Here is a 13,611-nt window from a genome sequence, read left to right as displayed (position 1 = left end):
CGGTACCCACCAGCGGCGCCTCGCTACGCACCAGCGGAACCGCCTGGCGCTGCATGTTCGCACCCATCAGGGCACGGTTGGCGTCGTCGTGCTCGAGGAACGGGATCATCGCCGTGGCCACCGACACCATCTGGCGTGGCGACACGTCCATGTAGTCCACCTCGGACGAGGGCACGTACTCGACCTCGCCCGCCTTTCGGCGGACCAGGACGCGTGACTCTTCGAACCGGCCCTTGCCGTCGATCGGCGAGTTGGCCTGCGCCACGACGTGGCGGTCTTCCTCGTCGGCGGTCAGGTAGTGGATCTCGTCGGAGACCACACCGTCGACCACCTTCCGGTAGGGCGTCTCGATGAACCCGAACGGGTTGACCCGGGCGTACACCGACAGCGAGCCGATCAGACCGATGTTAGGACCTTCCGGGGTCTCGATCGGGCACATGCGGCCGTAGTGCGACGGGTGGACGTCACGGACCTCCAGGCCGGCGCGCTCACGGGACAGACCACCGGGGCCCAGCGCCGAGAGACGACGCTTGTGGGTCAGCCCGGACAGCGGGTTGTTCTGGTCCATGAACTGCGAGAGCTGGCTGGTGCCGAAGAACTCCTTGATCGCGGCCACGACCGGCCGGATGTTGATCAGGGTCTGCGGCGTGATGGCCTCGACGTCCTGCGTGGTCATCCGCTCCCGGACCACGCGCTCCATGCGCGACATGCCGACCCGGATCTGGTTCTGGATCAGCTCGCCCACGGTGCGCAGCCGGCGGTTGCCGAAGTGGTCGATGTCGTCGGTCTCCACCGGCACCTCGGTGCCGCCGGGGACGGTCATCGTGGCCTGGCCCTCATGCAGGCGCACCAGGTACTCGATGGTGGCGACGACGTCTTCCTCGGTCAGCGTCGAGCTCGTGATCGGCTCGCCGACGTTGAGGCCGAGCTTCTTGTTGACCTTGTAGCGGCCCACGCGGGCCAGGTCGTAGCGCTTCTCCTTGAAGAACAGGTTCTCCAGCAGGGTCTGCGCGGACTCCTTGGTCGGCGGCTCGCCCGGACGCAGCTTGCGGTAGATGTCCAGCAGCGCCTCGTCGGTGCCGGCGGTGTTGTCCTTCTCCAGCGTCGACATCATGATCTCGGAGAAACCGAACCGCTCGGTGATCTGCTCGTTGGTCCAGCCCAGCGCCTTGAGCAGCACGGTGACGGGCTGGCGGCGCTTTCGGTCGATGCGGACGCCGACGGTGTCGCGCTTGTCGACGTCGAACTCCAGCCAGGCGCCGCGGCTCGGAATCACCTTGACACTGTGCAGCAGCTTCTCGGTCGACTTGTCGATCGACTCGTCGAAGTACACACCCGGCGAGCGGACCAGCTGGCTGACCACCACACGCTCGGTCCCGTTGATGATGAAGGTGCCCTTCTCGGTCATCATCGGGAAGTCGCCCATGAACACCGTCTGGCTCTTGATCTCGCCGGTGTTGTTGTTGATGAACTCGGCCGTGACGAACAGCGGAGCCGCGTACGTCATGTCCTTGTCTTTGCACTCGTCGACCGGCGCCTTGACCTCGTCGAAGCGCGGGTCGGAGAACGACAGCGACATCGAGCCGGAAAAGTCCTCGATCGGCGAGAGCTCGTAGAGCACCTCTTCCAGGCCGCCCACCGGAGTCACGTCCCCGCGTGCGGCGGCGGCCTCACGCCACCGCGGCGCGCCGATCAACCACTCGAAGGAGTCGATCTGCACGTCAAGCAGACCCGGAACCTCGAGCGGTTCGCGGAGCTTGGCGAAGGAAACTCGGTCGGGCGCTCCGGGCACGGAGCCGTTTGAGGAACTTCCGTTAGAGGAACTTTGTGGGCGATCCGTCTTGCTCTGGCGGAAATCTGCCAAGATGCATCCTTCCAGCACCTCGTGCGACTCACGAAGACCGGGACCACCGGTCAGCTCGCCGCGAATTGTGTCGGTTCGGCCGGCGGACGAACTGTCCGGATCTCACGCACGCAACTAAAGAACTAAGCCACTTAAGGGCTCAGGCTTAGACCACGGTGTCAGGTGGCGGGTGAGGTGGGCAGGAGGTAGCCAGCGCAACGTCCAACAATAGCGCAGGACTGCGCATTCCTCAACATCCCAGCGTTAGCAGTCCAGGGACATCGGCGCTGGCTGGCATCTCGACTTTCCGCTGGATACATGCTGCCCAACAGACTGGCCGGTTTCTGGCCCGTCGTCAAGAGGGCGGGCCGCCGCGTTACGCGGAGTTATCGCGAAACCCGGCGGGCCGGCGGTCCTAGTCGCCGAACTCGTGCGACCGGAACTTATGGGTGCCTTCGAGGTCGTCGAGGATCGCGGCCTGAGCGTCCTTGGGCAGGGTGTGCAGGATCTCGCGCACCCGGGCCTGGCGGCGGCCGACCGCCTTGCGCTCCGGCATGCCCGGCGACGCGACGATCTGCGGGGGAACGCCCTCGACTTCCTCGACACCGCCGGCATGCTGTCCGGCGTCCAGCGCGGCCTGCTCTTCGGCCATGGTCGCCTCGTCCTTTTCCTCGGACATGCCGATCGGCCCTATGCGCCGGCCGTTGAGGAATTGCCGCACGACGGGCTCGTCGCTGGTCAGCAGGACCTCTCGCGGGCCGAACATGACCAGCTTGCGGCGGAAGAGCATGCCCATGTTGTCCGGCACGGTGCGGGCGATGTTGATGTTGTGGGTAACGATCAGCACGGTGGCGTCGATCTGGGCGTTGATGTCGAGGATCAACTGGCTCAGGTAGGCGGTACGAACCGGGTCCAGACCGGAGTCGGGCTCGTCGCAAAGGATTATCTGCGGGTCCATCACCAGGGCACGGGCCAGGCTGGCGCGCTTGCGCATACCGCCGGAGATCTCCCCGGGGAACTTCTTCTCGTCGCCACCGAGACCGACCAGGGTCAGCTTCTCCATGACGATGTCACGGATCTCGCCTTCCTTCTTCTTGGTGTGCTCACGCAGCGGGAACGCCGCGTTGTCGAACAGGTTCATCGAACCGAACAGGGCACCATCCTGGAACATCACGCCGAACAGTGTGCGGATCTCGTAGAGCTCCTTGGCCGAACACTGCAGGATGTCGGTGCCGTCGATGACGACCGAACCGCGCTCGGGCCGCAACAAGCCGATCAGGGACTTCAGGAAAACCGATTTGCCGGTACCCGATGGCCCCAACAAGACGCTGACCTCCCCGGCGGGGACTTCCAGCGTCACGTCTTCCCAAATCCTCGAGGACCCGAAGGACTTCGTCAGCCCATTCACCTCGATAGCGACGCCCATGGGGAATCCTTCCGTCGACAGTCGTGCCCGCCACCTGCCCTTTTGTGTGGCATGAGTCACTGTAGCGCACGCCTGCCACACGGCATCAGGGATGCGCGGGACAGCAGGAAAAAATTGGCCGTGCTGAGATCAGCCGGAAGCCCGCGCGGCACAACTTATTTGACGCACGTGTTAGCCAGCGGGCGCCCAGTTGCCGTGGAAGCCCATCGGCACCCGCTGGGGCAGGTGGACGGTGGCCACCGGCTCGAGCGTCTGCGCGTCCAGCAAAAGCAGTTGGCCTTCGTCGCGCTCGCGGTGATAGCCGAAGCCCATCAGGATGCCGTCGTCTTCGGCCCGCGCCGCGGGGTTGGGCACAAAGGACATCTCGCCGAGTAAAAGGCCGGGGTCGAGCGGGGCCACCGTGCTGGTTCCGGTTGCATAGTCGTGCTTGTAGAGCGCCGTGGACATGTCGGACGCGCCGCCGGACAGATACCCGCCGTCCGTGCCGATCGTGTAACCGAACCGGTGCCGCCCACCCAACAGGGTCTCGTTGATGCGGGGGAACTCCTGGGGCCGATCGTCGCGGCGTTCGCTGGTCACCGCGCCGGTCGCCAGGTTGACGGCCCAGCGGTCCAGCGTGGGACGGCTGTCGCCGGGGCCACGAAGGTCGCGGTCGAACATCCGGGCATAGCGGACCACGTCGAGCACCAAAACCTCGGCGCCACCGCGCATCTCGGAATAGGCGTTGAGCGGGTGGTAGACGTAGCAGGGTTCGATGTCGAACCAGCGGATGTCGTTATTGCCGCCCTCGCGCGGCATGACTCCGATGCGCGCCTGGTAGTCGGCATTCCAGCGGTAGGGCATCCGATTGATCGGCTGGCGGTTGCGGTTGATCATCGTCGTCACCGGACTGGGGACCCGGACGCGCCCGAGCAACGACTGCATCACGAGCCGGGCCGGCAAACTCAACCAACGCGGCACGTTCGTCGGCATCACCTGCACGGGATCGAATGTCACCGGCAGGTCGTAGATCACCACATATTTGTCGGTCAGGGAGAAATCGTGCATCATCGGCGACCCCGGCACCTCGATGTCGACGGTGCGACGGGCGCGTCCCGACGTGTCGATCACCGAGTACTGCACGGTCCGGCCACGGGTGAACGCGTAGGACACCGCGTGCAATTCGCCGGTGCGGGGATCGCAGTGGGGATGCGCGGTGTAGCCCCCGAACAGGGTGCCGTCGAAATCGCACGGCCCCTCGGTGTCCAGCTCGTCGGTCAGCCGGTAATTCGCCCCGCCCCCCTCGACGAGCGCAAGCGTTTGCCCGGCATGGCTCAGCACGTTGGTGTTGGGGCCGACGGAGAGCATCCCGGCGCGCGGGTTCAGCCCCCGGGGCGCCGCCTCATGCAATGCACCGCACACATGAGCGGTACGCACCCAGCGATTGCGATACCAGCGGGCCTGCCCGTCGCGCAGAGCCACGCCGTGCACCATGCCGTCGCCGCTGAACCAGTGGTAGAGGGCGGGGTCGACCTCGGCCACCGGGTTGGGCCCGTTGCGCAGGTAACGCCCGTCGAGGTGGTCGGGGATGCGTCCGGTGACGCGCAGATCGTGCGCGGTCACTTCCGCGCTCACCGGCGCCAGGAAGTCCTCGAGGTAGGGATTGCCGGGCTTGACGGTTGTCGGGGTCGCCATGGCTGAGCTCCTATAACATTGTTATTTCGGCGTTATTGGCACGCTACGCTTCCGATGAGAAGATGGCAACGATGACTTCAGACGTTCAGCGCAGCGTTCGCGACGAGATGCTGCACGCCGCGGTCGGCCTGCTCGATGAGGACGGGCCCGACGCCCTGCAGACGCGCAAGGTGGCCGGCGCCGCGGGGACCTCCACGATGGCGGTGTACACCCACTTCGGCGGGATGCGGGGGCTGATCGCCGAGGTGGCCGATGAGGGGCTGCGGCAGTTCGACGCCGCACTGACGGTGCCCCAGACCGCCGACCCGGTCACCGACCTGTTCGTCATCGGTGCGGCCTACCGCCGCTACGCCATCAGGCGCCCGCACATGTATCGGCTGATGTTCGGCAGCACCAGCGCACACGGCATCAATGCGCCCGCGCGCACGGTGCTGACCCGCTCGGTCGCCGAGATCGAGCGGGACTACCCCAGCTTCGCCCACGTGGTGCGCGGGGTGCACCGATGCATGCTGGCCGGCCGGATCACCGTGGGCGCCGCCGACGACGATGCGTCCGTCGTGGCCACCGCGGCGCAGTTCTGGGCGTCGATCCACGGGTTCGTGATGCTGGAGCTGGCCGGCTATTACGGCGACGACGGCTCGGCGGTGGCACCGGTACTCGGTGCGATGACTTCGAACTTACTTGTCGCCCTTGGGGATTCACCCGAGCACGTGTCGCAGTCGCTGCGGGCGGCCAGACACGCACGGTAAGCACACGAAACCCCCGGGATGGTGATCCCGGGGGTTGCGCGCGGTGACTTACTTGACGGTGACGGTGGCGCCGGCGGCCTCGAGCTTGGTCTTGGCCTCGTCGGCGGCCTCCTTGGCCACCTTCTCCAGCAGCGGCTTGGGCGCGCCGTCGACCAGGTCCTTGGCCTCCTTGAGGCCCAGGCCGGAGACGATCTCGCGGACCACCTTGATGACGCCGATCTTCTTGTCACCGGCGGCCTCGAGGATCACGTCGAACTCCGACTGCTCCTCGGCGGCCTCGGCGGGCGCGCCACCGGCGGCGCCACCGCCGGCGGCGGCAACGGCGACCGGGGCGGCCGCGGTGACCTCGAAGGTCTCCTCGAACTTCTTCACGAAGTCCGACAGCTCCAGCAAGGTCATTTCCTTGAAGGCGTCGAGCAGGTCGTCGGTAGACATCTTTGCCATGGGTATGGGTCCTTCCTTATTTTTTCCAGGTTCCGGGTTGGTTGTTATTCGGCTTCGGCCGGGGTTTCCAGCGCCTCGGTGGGTGTTTCCGAAGCTGGTTCTGGGGTGGCCTCCGCGGCGGGCTCCGCAGCGGCTGCGGGCTCTGCCGCAGCGGCGGGAGCTGCCGGAGCTTCAGAGGCCTTCTTCTCTTGCAGTGCGGCCGCGAGCCGGGCGAGCTGCGAGGCCGGAGCGTTGAACAGCCCGGCCGCCTTGGCGAGGTTGCCCTTCATCGCGCCCGCCAGCTTGGCCAGCAGCACCTCGCGCGACTCGAGGTCGGCGATGCGCTCGACTTCGGCGACCGTCAGCGCACGGCCGTCCATGTAGCCGCCCTTGATGACCAGGGCCTTGTGGTCCTTGGCGAAGGTCTTGATGGCCTTGGCGGCGTCGACCGGTTCCCCGGTGACGAATGCGATGGCCGTCGGCCCGGCGAAGAGCTCGTCGAGCCCCTCGACCCCGGCCTCCGAGGCCGCACGCTTGACCAGCGTGTTCTTGGCCACCGAGTAGGTGGCCGCCCCGTTGAGCGAGCGCCGCAGCTCGGCCAGGTTGGCGACGGTCAGACCGCGGTACTCCGTGACCAGGGTCGCGGTCGATTCCTTGAACTGCTCGGCGATGTCCGCAACGGCGGTAGCCTTGTCAGCCCTGGCCATGCCTACCTCCTGAAGTGAAAGTCAATGCGACGTGTCGTCTCGATCCCCCGTCGAACGACGAACGCCCCGGCGCAGAAGCGGCCGGGGCGTGAAAAGACGCCGGCGCGAGCCGGCGCTGATGCCTCGTCCTCCTGCGTGGGCCGCCGGGATGCTCCCGGACCTTCAACCGATTGCTCGGTGACCGACGGTCTTCGGTGGATCGGCTAACAGAATAGCGTGGCCCGCACGATCAGCCAAAACGGCGGCCTCAGGTGACGGCGAGCGCCAGCAGGACGAACACCGCCAGCAGCAGGATCACCCGGGCCCGGTGCCGTCGATCCCAGCGGGCGGCGAGCTCGCGCGAGAGCTCCCCGGTGCTCGGCCATTTCGCGATGCGGTTGTTGATCGGCACCAGCATGGTCACCGTCAGCAGTATGGCCGCGGCCATCAGCCCGGCGGCGATGCCGCACAGCCAGTCGCGCTGCTCGCCGCGCTCCTGGATGGCGAGTGAGGCCACCAGCAGCAGGACGACGGCGTACCAGAACGGCATCGTCGTGCCCAGTGCTCGGGCGGCACCGCCGCGGGCCGCGCGGAAGCCGTCGTCGGGCAGCCGGGCGATGAGCGGGTTGAAGAAGACCGCGACCCCCAGTTCCACGCCCACCAACAGTCCGGTGACCACAACCGCGAGCGCGTCGATGCTGTTATTCATGGCAACGACACTGGCGGTTATGCTGACAAATATCAAGGTACTGACAAATTAGTCAGCGGAGGTGCTCGTGTCCGTATCCAAAAAGGAAGTCAGCGACTGCCCGATCGACGCGGCGCTGTCGGTCATCGACGGCCGCTGGAAGGGCACCATCCTGTGGCGACTGTGCGACGGTCCCATGCGCACCGCCGAGCTGCGGCGCAGCATCCCCGGCATCACCGAGCGCATGCTCATCCGGCACCTGCATGAACTGGTCGACGCCGGGATCATCGAGCGTCACGACGCGCGCACGGTGCCGCCGTGCGTGCACTATTCGATTTCCGAATACGGCAAGACGCTGGGCCCGGTGCTGGCGAGCCTGTGCGACTGGGGCCGAAAGCACATGCAGCGCGTCAGCTGAGGCCCGCGAGCCTCGCCGCGCCGATCAGACCGGCCTCAGCGCCGAGCTCGCCCGCCACCACCCGCAACCCGGACAGAAAGTCCAGGCCGGCGTATTCGGCAAGCTTCGCCCGCAGCGGGTCGAAGAGCAGCGGCCCGGATTTGGCGACACCTCCCCCGATCACCACGAGATCCAGATCGCACACCGCGCCGACCGAGGCGATCATCGCGGCGAGCGCGTTGGCTCCCCGGTGGAATGCCTGCTGGGCCAACGGATCTCCGGACGCCGCCGCGGCGGCCAGGTCGCTGGCGCCGGCGCCGGGCGGCGCGGACCAGCCGTTCTCTCGCGCCCGGCGCACCATCCACGGCCCGGACGCGACGGTCTCCACGCAACCATGACCGCCGCAGGTGCAGGGCCGGCCGTCCAGTTCGACCACCACGTGCCCGACGTGACCGGCGTTGCCGGTGCGCCCCGAGTAGGGGACGCCGTCGAGCACCAGTCCGCCGCCCACCCCGGTGGAGACCACCATGCCCAGCAAGAACCGGGTGTCCGGGCCCGCGTCTTTCCCCGCTCCAATCCAGTGCTCCCCCACGGCCATACAGACGCCGTCACCGGCAAGCACCACCGGCAGTCCGGGCACCGCCGCCGCGACCTTGTCGCGCAACGGGAAACGGTCCCAGCTGCCGATGTTGATCGGACTGACGGCTCCGCTGCGCAGATCGATGGGCCCGGCCGAAGCGATCCCGACCGCGCCGACCGGAGCGTCCGCAGCCTGCAACGCGTCGATGATCATCGCTTCGACGACTGCCCACACGTCGTCGGCGGTGCGCGTGATCGGAGTGGGGCGGGTGGCCGTATACACCAGCTTTCCGCTCGAATCTGCCAGCGCGACAGCGATTTTGGTGCCGCCGATGTCCAGGCAGAGGGTGAGCATGGCGTTCAGTGCCGATGAGTGTTGTCGGGTTGGCGAGGGTCGCCGGGATGCTCGTAGCCGGGTGCCAGCTCCACCAGCGCCGCGCGGCGCGCGTCCAGCCACAGCCGGAAGGCGCGCCGCCGCGCGGCGCCGCGCAGATGCTCTTCGATCGCCGATCGCACCTCGTCCAGCGGTGGGGCCGCTAACGCCGTTGTGCGCCAGCCGTGTTCGCCCTGTTGCGGCGCGGCGAAGCGCAGTGGGTTGCGGGCGTGATAGGCGGCCACCTCGGCGTCGGCGATCCCCACCGCGGCGGTGACCTCAGCGAACAGCGCGCGGGCGCGCGGATCGGCCAGCGCGGCCGCGGCGACGCTCCCGATCTCCAGCCGGGCCGTCATGTCGGGCAGCAACTCGGCCTCGGACGGTGCGCCGCATCCGCTCAGCCTGCGCGCGGCCGCCTCCGCGGCGACCACCCGCTCGGTGACGATCAGTTGGGTCAGCCAGCGCCGCAGTTGGCGGCCCTCGCTGGTGCCGCTGACCGGCAGGCCGGCCGCGCCGCGTGAGGTGCGCAGCCGTGCTTCGGCGGCGTCGAGGACGCCCGGCGAAACGGGCACGCCGGCAACGGTCGCTATCGGGTGGACGCTCATGTCACCGTCACCTTCACCGCCGGTGAGTAGACCAGTCGGCCGGCGCAGCCGATCCGCACCAGTGCCCACCACTGGCCGGGTTCCAGCCAGGCCGGCGGTGTCAGCTGGAAGCCTAGGTCGACGGTGGCGCGGGCCGGTAGTACCGCGCCGAGCGCGCCGGGTCCCATCCATTCCCAGGTGCCCCAGGGGCTGATCAGATGCGCCTCCAGAGTCAGGTCGGCGCCGGCGTGGCTGCCGACCGTGGCGGTCAGAGTGCCCGCTTCGCCGGGTTCGAGCGTGACCTCGGTGGGACCGTCGGCCAGGTAGACCAACTCACCAGCTCCCCCGTCCACCGCGACCACGCAGACATCCTCGGCGGGCTGGCGCCAGGAGGCCGGGATCTCGTCGCCGGTGATGCGGAGTTCGGCGTGGACCGGGTAGAGGCCGGGTTCGGCGCGCGCCGGGATCGACACCACCACGTCGGTGTGCAGGTAGTCGCCGCTGGGCAGGGTGAAGGGCAGTTCGGCGGGCGTGGCCGTCCAGCCGTCCGGACACCGGAGGGTGACCGCGCCGTGCAGCGTGGCGTCGGTGCTGTCGCTGGCCGCGGTGAGGCGCAACGCCGACTGGCCGCCGGCCTCCGCGGTCATCTGCGGCGGGTGCAGGTGGGCGACCGCAGGCAGCCCGCCGAGCGGCGCGGGGCCGCGATTGTGCAGCCAATAGCGCGCGTACAGCGGCTGCGCGGCCTCGGCGTGCGGGGCCAGGCCGGGGGCGCCGGTCGCGGCCCGGGTCGCGTCGAAGCGGGCCAGCACGGTCGCCACCTGGTAGCCGTGCAGCTCGACCGAGGACACGGGTTCGGGGTGCGTTTCCAGCAGATCGGCGCGCTGCAGGTCGCGCACGGTCGCGACGTCGGAGTCGATGACGACGTCGGCCCCCGCGCCGGTGGTCTCGACCAGGCGCAGAGCCACGGCGTTCGGGTCCAGCGGCGCCGCGCTGCCCGCGGTCAGTGGGTTGCCGGCGGCCTTGAGGGCGCCCAGCTGTACCGATTCGGCGGGCTCGACGCGCAGCAGCGATCCGGCCGGCGGCAGCGCTGCCCCTGGTCGGCCCGGTGTGACGGCGAGCAGTGGCTGGGAGAACTGCGCGCTGCGGGTGGGGATCCCGGCTTGCCGCCAGTCGCCCGCCCCGCTGACGAAGGCGTAGTCGAAGGTGTGGGTCCAGTGCTGCAGTTGGAAGTTGGAGCCGTCCGGCGCGGTGCGGCGCGGGTCGTCGATCCAGATGCCCGACGGCCAACCGGTGCAGGACCGCATCAGCGCGGTGTGCAGGGTGCCCTCGGTGTCGACGGCGAAGCTGGGCACCCCGCGGTTGAGCAAGGCGACGGTGCGGTCGTCGAAAACGCCTGTCCCCGAGGGTGCTTGCTGCGACACGGTGATCTCGGCGTCGCCGAGGTCGTCGGCCACGGCGGCAATCGCGGCCCGCAGGTCATCCTCGTCGCGGCCGTCGATGACCAGCACCGGCAGCGCCCGCAGCGCGCGCAGGTCGGCGTCGGGCACCCACACCGCCTCCAGCGGCGTCTCGGCCGGCACCCACACCCGGGCCCGCCCCGTCGTCGCCAACTGGCGCTCCAGTTCTTCGGCGTACGCCGGAGCGTCGGCCAGCACGGCCGCGGCGAAGGCATTGCGGGCGGGCCCGCCCAGCGCGATGCGCACGTCGGGCAGATTGGAATCGACCTCGAGGCAGCCGTAGCGCGGCTTGTCCGCGGCGCTGCAGGTGGCCGTGACGCCGGCGCGGACCAGCGCGACCATCAGCTCCCGGGCCAGCGGCCCGGACACCGCCTCGGTCGGCGACACCACCTCGGCGACCGACATCGCCCGCACGCAGGTGCCCGATACCCGGACCCGGGCCGCCGAGGACAGGCCGAACCAGCCGTACGCCGGGTTGTCCAGAGTCCACAGGTGCCGGGCGGTGTCCACCGAGCGGGAGCCGTCGTGCAGCAGCGCAAAACCGCGGCCGACGACGGCGTCGCCGACCTCGCTGACCGGCATGGCGCCCGGCACCGGGCACGGCCAGCGCAGCCGCACCAGCTGGTCGGCGCCGCTGAACTCGTCGATCGTGGTGCGGCAGTCCACCCGCGCGACGCCGTGCCACAGGGTCAGGCTTTGGGTGTAGCGCAGCAGCGTGCCGATGCGGCCGTGCACCACCACCCGCTGACCGAGTGGCCCGTGGAAGGTCTGCACCCGCGCGGGGGTCTCGGACGAGCACACCACCGGGCCCTTGGGCAGCAGATGCCACGGGCCCTCACCCTGGTTCGGGTGCGCCGGGTATTCCTCGTAGACGGCGAGCTGGTTGCCCACCGCAGGGCCTGCGATCAGCTCGCGGCCGTCCTGGATCAGCGAGGCGACACCGCCGCCGCGCGCCGGGTCGACCTCGACGCGGTAGTGCTCGTTGGCGATCACCGATCCCGGCACCGGTTCCCAGCCGGCCGGTTCACCCCGTTCGGGCGCGGGCACCAACCGGTAGGCCCGCCAACCCAGCGACGGCACCTCGCGCGCCAGCCAGCTGACCGACCGGCCGTCGTGCTCGACGTGCGCTGCCAGCTCGACACCGTCGGCGTCGAGCACCCGAACCCTGGCGCCCAGCGGCGGGTCGAGGCGCACCGTGACGATGTCGGTGCGCCGGCAAGTCAGCGGATTCCACACGATCACGTCGCCGTCGATTCCGCCGGACAGCAACGCCAGCGAGTTGTCGCGGGCCGCGCGGCCCAGCTCCCAGGCGTCGCGCCATCCGGTCAGCAAGTCGAGGTACACCTGGTCGGATTCCGAGCCGGTGATGGCGTCGTGGTGCGCGCCGTAGACCAGCTGCACCCAGGCCTTGGCCAGGGCGGCCTGCGGGTACGGGGCGCCGGTCAGCAGCCCGGCGAACACCGCGAAGCGCTCGGCCTGCAGCACGGCGTTCTCGGCGGCCCGGTTGGCCTGCTTGGTGTCGATGTAGGACACGTCCTTGCCGGTGTAGATCGGGTTCATGTCCCGGGTCTGGGGCGACGGCGCGCAGTCGCGCTGCGCCAGTTCCGCACGCACCGCCCCGAAGAACTCACACGGCAGCGCGCACACGAACCGCGGCCAGGTGTAGCGGGCGGCCCAGTCACGGTGGATTTCGGTGACCCACTTGTTGGGCGGGGTGTAGTCGGTGCCGACGGGCAGCAGCACATTGCGAGTGAGTGCGACCTTTTTGAGCTGATCGAAGAGTTCGTACGTGGCGCTCTCGGCCTCGCTCAGCGACGCCGCGGAATCCATCCACCAGCCCGCCGAATAATGCGCGGGCATGTAGTGGGTGAGCAGGCCGCGGCCCGATGGTGAGATCCACTCGAACTCGCTGCAGAACTGCATGCCGGCCATGCCGGCCGCGCTGTGGGCGGGGCCCCACTGGTGGTGCGGTCCCCTGGCCCACGAACTCGACGTCAGCCCCGCGTCGGCGGCCATCCCGGGGAATTGCGGATCGTGGCCGAACACGTCCAGCTGCCACGCGGTGGCCGGGTTCGCTCCCACGACGTGGCGCTGAAAACCTATGCCGTGGACCAGGTTTCGAATCGTCGTCTCGGGGCTGGTGAGGTTGGTGTTGGGTTCGTTGTAGGTGCCGCCCATCACCTCGACGCGGCCCTGGTCGATGAACCGGCGCAGATCGGCCCGGTCTTCGGGGCGGGTGTCCCAGTACGGCTTGAGGTAGTCGACCTCGGCCAGCACGAACTTGTACTCGGGGTCGCGGCGCGCCATCTCCAGATGCGCATGCACCAGGTCGAAGCCGTTGCTCTGGCGGGCTCGACCCGGCGGGTCCTCGGTCCACTCGCTGGTATAGGCGCCCTGGGTGTTCCACCACACTGGGTCGTAGTGGAAGTGGCTGACCATGAACGTGGTCCAGCCCGGCTCGGCGACGGTGAACTCGAACGGCAGCCGCTGACCACCGGCGTGCGCCCGCGCGGGCCGGTGCTGCCCGACGACGGCCTCGTGCACCGTCACCGCGATCTCGACGACCTCGCGCCCGGGTTGGGCGACCGCCTGCCCGAGCAGGCCGCGGCCGTCGACGCGGATCGGCGTGGGCTTGCCACACTCGGAAAGGGTGACGCGGACCAGCTGCAGCGGCGCGTCCGGTGGCCCGACGAAGAGCTCGGTCGACTCGGCTTTGGTCATTCGCATGCCGA

General features: G+C 68.9%; 11 protein-coding genes. 2 read left to right on the top strand and 9 right to left on the bottom strand.

What is annotated here, in order from left to right:
- The 3 genes from VFW69_RS08110 to VFW69_RS08100 all read right to left on the bottom strand — a co-directional run.
- Nucleotides 1-1,864, bottom strand: a 1,864-nt coding sequence (locus VFW69_RS08110; protein ID WP_526499958.1) for an RNA polymerDNA-directed RNA polymerase subunit B, incomplete at its 3' end; no start/stop codon positions are given.
- Between the two features lie 394 nt (nucleotides 1,865-2,258).
- Nucleotides 2,259-3,269, bottom strand: a complete 1,011-nt coding sequence (locus tag VFW69_RS08105; protein ID WP_526499956.1) for an ABC transporter ATP-binding protein — start codon at nucleotides 3,267-3,269, stop codon at nucleotides 2,259-2,261.
- A 171-nt stretch (nucleotides 3,270-3,440) separates the two neighbouring features.
- A complete protein-coding gene (locus VFW69_RS08100; protein ID WP_526499954.1) occupies nucleotides 3,441-4,943 on the bottom strand; it encodes a carotenoid oxygenase family protein in 1,503 nt (500 codons plus the stop codon).
- A gap of 71 nt (nucleotides 4,944-5,014) precedes the next feature.
- Here VFW69_RS08100 and VFW69_RS08095 point away from each other — a divergent pair, with 71 nt between their 5' ends.
- Nucleotides 5,015-5,692 carry a TetR/AcrR family transcriptional regulator gene (locus tag VFW69_RS08095; protein ID WP_526499952.1) on the top strand — a complete coding sequence of 226 codons (678 nt, stop codon included), beginning with the start codon at nucleotides 5,015-5,017 and terminating at the stop codon, nucleotides 5,690-5,692.
- A gap of 48 nt (nucleotides 5,693-5,740) precedes the next feature.
- Here VFW69_RS08095 and rplL read toward each other — a convergent pair whose 3' ends face one another.
- The 3 genes from rplL to VFW69_RS08080 form a co-directional block, all read right to left on the bottom strand.
- The gene (gene rplL / locus VFW69_RS08090) at nucleotides 5,741-6,136 is read right to left on the bottom strand and encodes a 50S ribosomal protein L7/L12 (RefSeq protein WP_007767831.1); all 396 of its coding nucleotides are present in this window, start codon (nucleotides 6,134-6,136) and stop codon (nucleotides 5,741-5,743) included.
- A gap of 44 nt (nucleotides 6,137-6,180) precedes the next feature.
- On the bottom strand, nucleotides 6,181-6,822 hold the full coding sequence (gene rplJ, locus VFW69_RS08085; RefSeq protein ID WP_526499949.1) for a 50S ribosomal protein L10: 642 nt from the start codon (nucleotides 6,820-6,822) through the stop codon (nucleotides 6,181-6,183).
- A gap of 247 nt (nucleotides 6,823-7,069) precedes the next feature.
- On the bottom strand, nucleotides 7,070-7,510 hold the full coding sequence (locus VFW69_RS08080) for an anthrone oxygenase family protein (RefSeq protein WP_526499947.1): 441 nt from the start codon (nucleotides 7,508-7,510) through the stop codon (nucleotides 7,070-7,072).
- Nucleotides 7,511-7,577: 67 nt separating this feature from the next.
- Here VFW69_RS08080 and VFW69_RS08075 point away from each other — a divergent pair, with 67 nt between their 5' ends.
- Nucleotides 7,578-7,907: a winged helix-turn-helix transcriptional regulator gene (locus tag VFW69_RS08075; RefSeq protein ID WP_526499945.1), complete on the top strand. Its 330-nt coding sequence runs from the start codon at nucleotides 7,578-7,580 to the stop codon at nucleotides 7,905-7,907.
- Here the strand turns inward: VFW69_RS08075 and VFW69_RS08070 are convergent.
- The 3 genes from VFW69_RS08070 to VFW69_RS08060 are packed head-to-tail and all read right to left on the bottom strand — an operon-like array spanning nucleotide 7,900 to nucleotide 13,606.
- The gene (locus VFW69_RS08070; RefSeq protein WP_526499943.1) at nucleotides 7,900-8,820 is read right to left on the bottom strand and encodes an ROK family protein; all 921 of its coding nucleotides are present in this window, start codon (nucleotides 8,818-8,820) and stop codon (nucleotides 7,900-7,902) included. The two genes, VFW69_RS08075 and VFW69_RS08070, sit on opposite strands and share 8 nt — an antisense overlap.
- A gap of 5 nt (nucleotides 8,821-8,825) precedes the next feature.
- Complete coding sequence (locus VFW69_RS08065; RefSeq protein ID WP_526499941.1) at nucleotides 8,826-9,443, bottom strand: DUF7158 domain-containing protein; 618 nt, start codon at nucleotides 9,441-9,443, stop codon at nucleotides 8,826-8,828.
- Complete coding sequence (locus tag VFW69_RS08060; RefSeq protein WP_526499939.1) at nucleotides 9,440-13,606, bottom strand: glycoside hydrolase family 38 N-terminal domain-containing protein; 4,167 nt, start codon at nucleotides 13,604-13,606, stop codon at nucleotides 9,440-9,442. The genes VFW69_RS08065 and VFW69_RS08060 overlap by 4 nt, the downstream gene beginning before the upstream one ends.
- Between the last annotated feature and the right edge of the window lie 5 nt (nucleotides 13,607-13,611).

This window comes from Mycobacterium sp. (assembly GCF_036273375.1).
GTDB lineage: Bacteria > Actinomycetota > Actinomycetes > Mycobacteriales > Mycobacteriaceae > Mycobacterium.
Note: the sequence above shows the minus strand (reverse complement) of the source record. Positions and strands in the feature narration are given on the sequence as shown.

Bases quoted from the DNA above. Each gene is read 5' to 3' on its own strand.
- VFW69_RS08105 (WP_526499956.1), bottom strand. From the start codon at position 3,269: ATGGGCGTCGCTATCGAGGTGAATGGGCTGACGAAGTCCTTCGGGTCC.
- VFW69_RS08100 (WP_526499954.1), bottom strand. From the start codon at position 4,943: ATGGCGACCCCGACAACCGTCAAGCCCGGCAATCCCTACCTCGAGGAC.
- VFW69_RS08095 (WP_526499952.1), top strand. From the start codon at position 5,015: ATGACTTCAGACGTTCAGCGCAGCGTTCGCGACGAGATGCTGCACGCC.
- rplL (WP_007767831.1), bottom strand. From the start codon at position 6,136: ATGGCAAAGATGTCTACCGACGACCTGCTCGACGCCTTCAAGGAAATG.
- rplJ (WP_526499949.1), bottom strand. From the start codon at position 6,822: ATGGCCAGGGCTGACAAGGCTACCGCCGTTGCGGACATCGCCGAGCAG.
- VFW69_RS08080 (WP_526499947.1), bottom strand. From the start codon at position 7,510: ATGAATAACAGCATCGACGCGCTCGCGGTTGTGGTCACCGGACTGTTG.
- VFW69_RS08070 (WP_526499943.1), bottom strand. From the start codon at position 8,820: ATGCTCACCCTCTGCCTGGACATCGGCGGCACCAAAATCGCTGTCGCG.
- VFW69_RS08065 (WP_526499941.1), bottom strand. From the start codon at position 9,443: ATGAGCGTCCACCCGATAGCGACCGTTGCCGGCGTGCCCGTTTCGCCG.
- VFW69_RS08060 (WP_526499939.1), bottom strand. From the start codon at position 13,606: ATGCGAATGACCAAAGCCGAGTCGACCGAGCTCTTCGTCGGGCCACCG.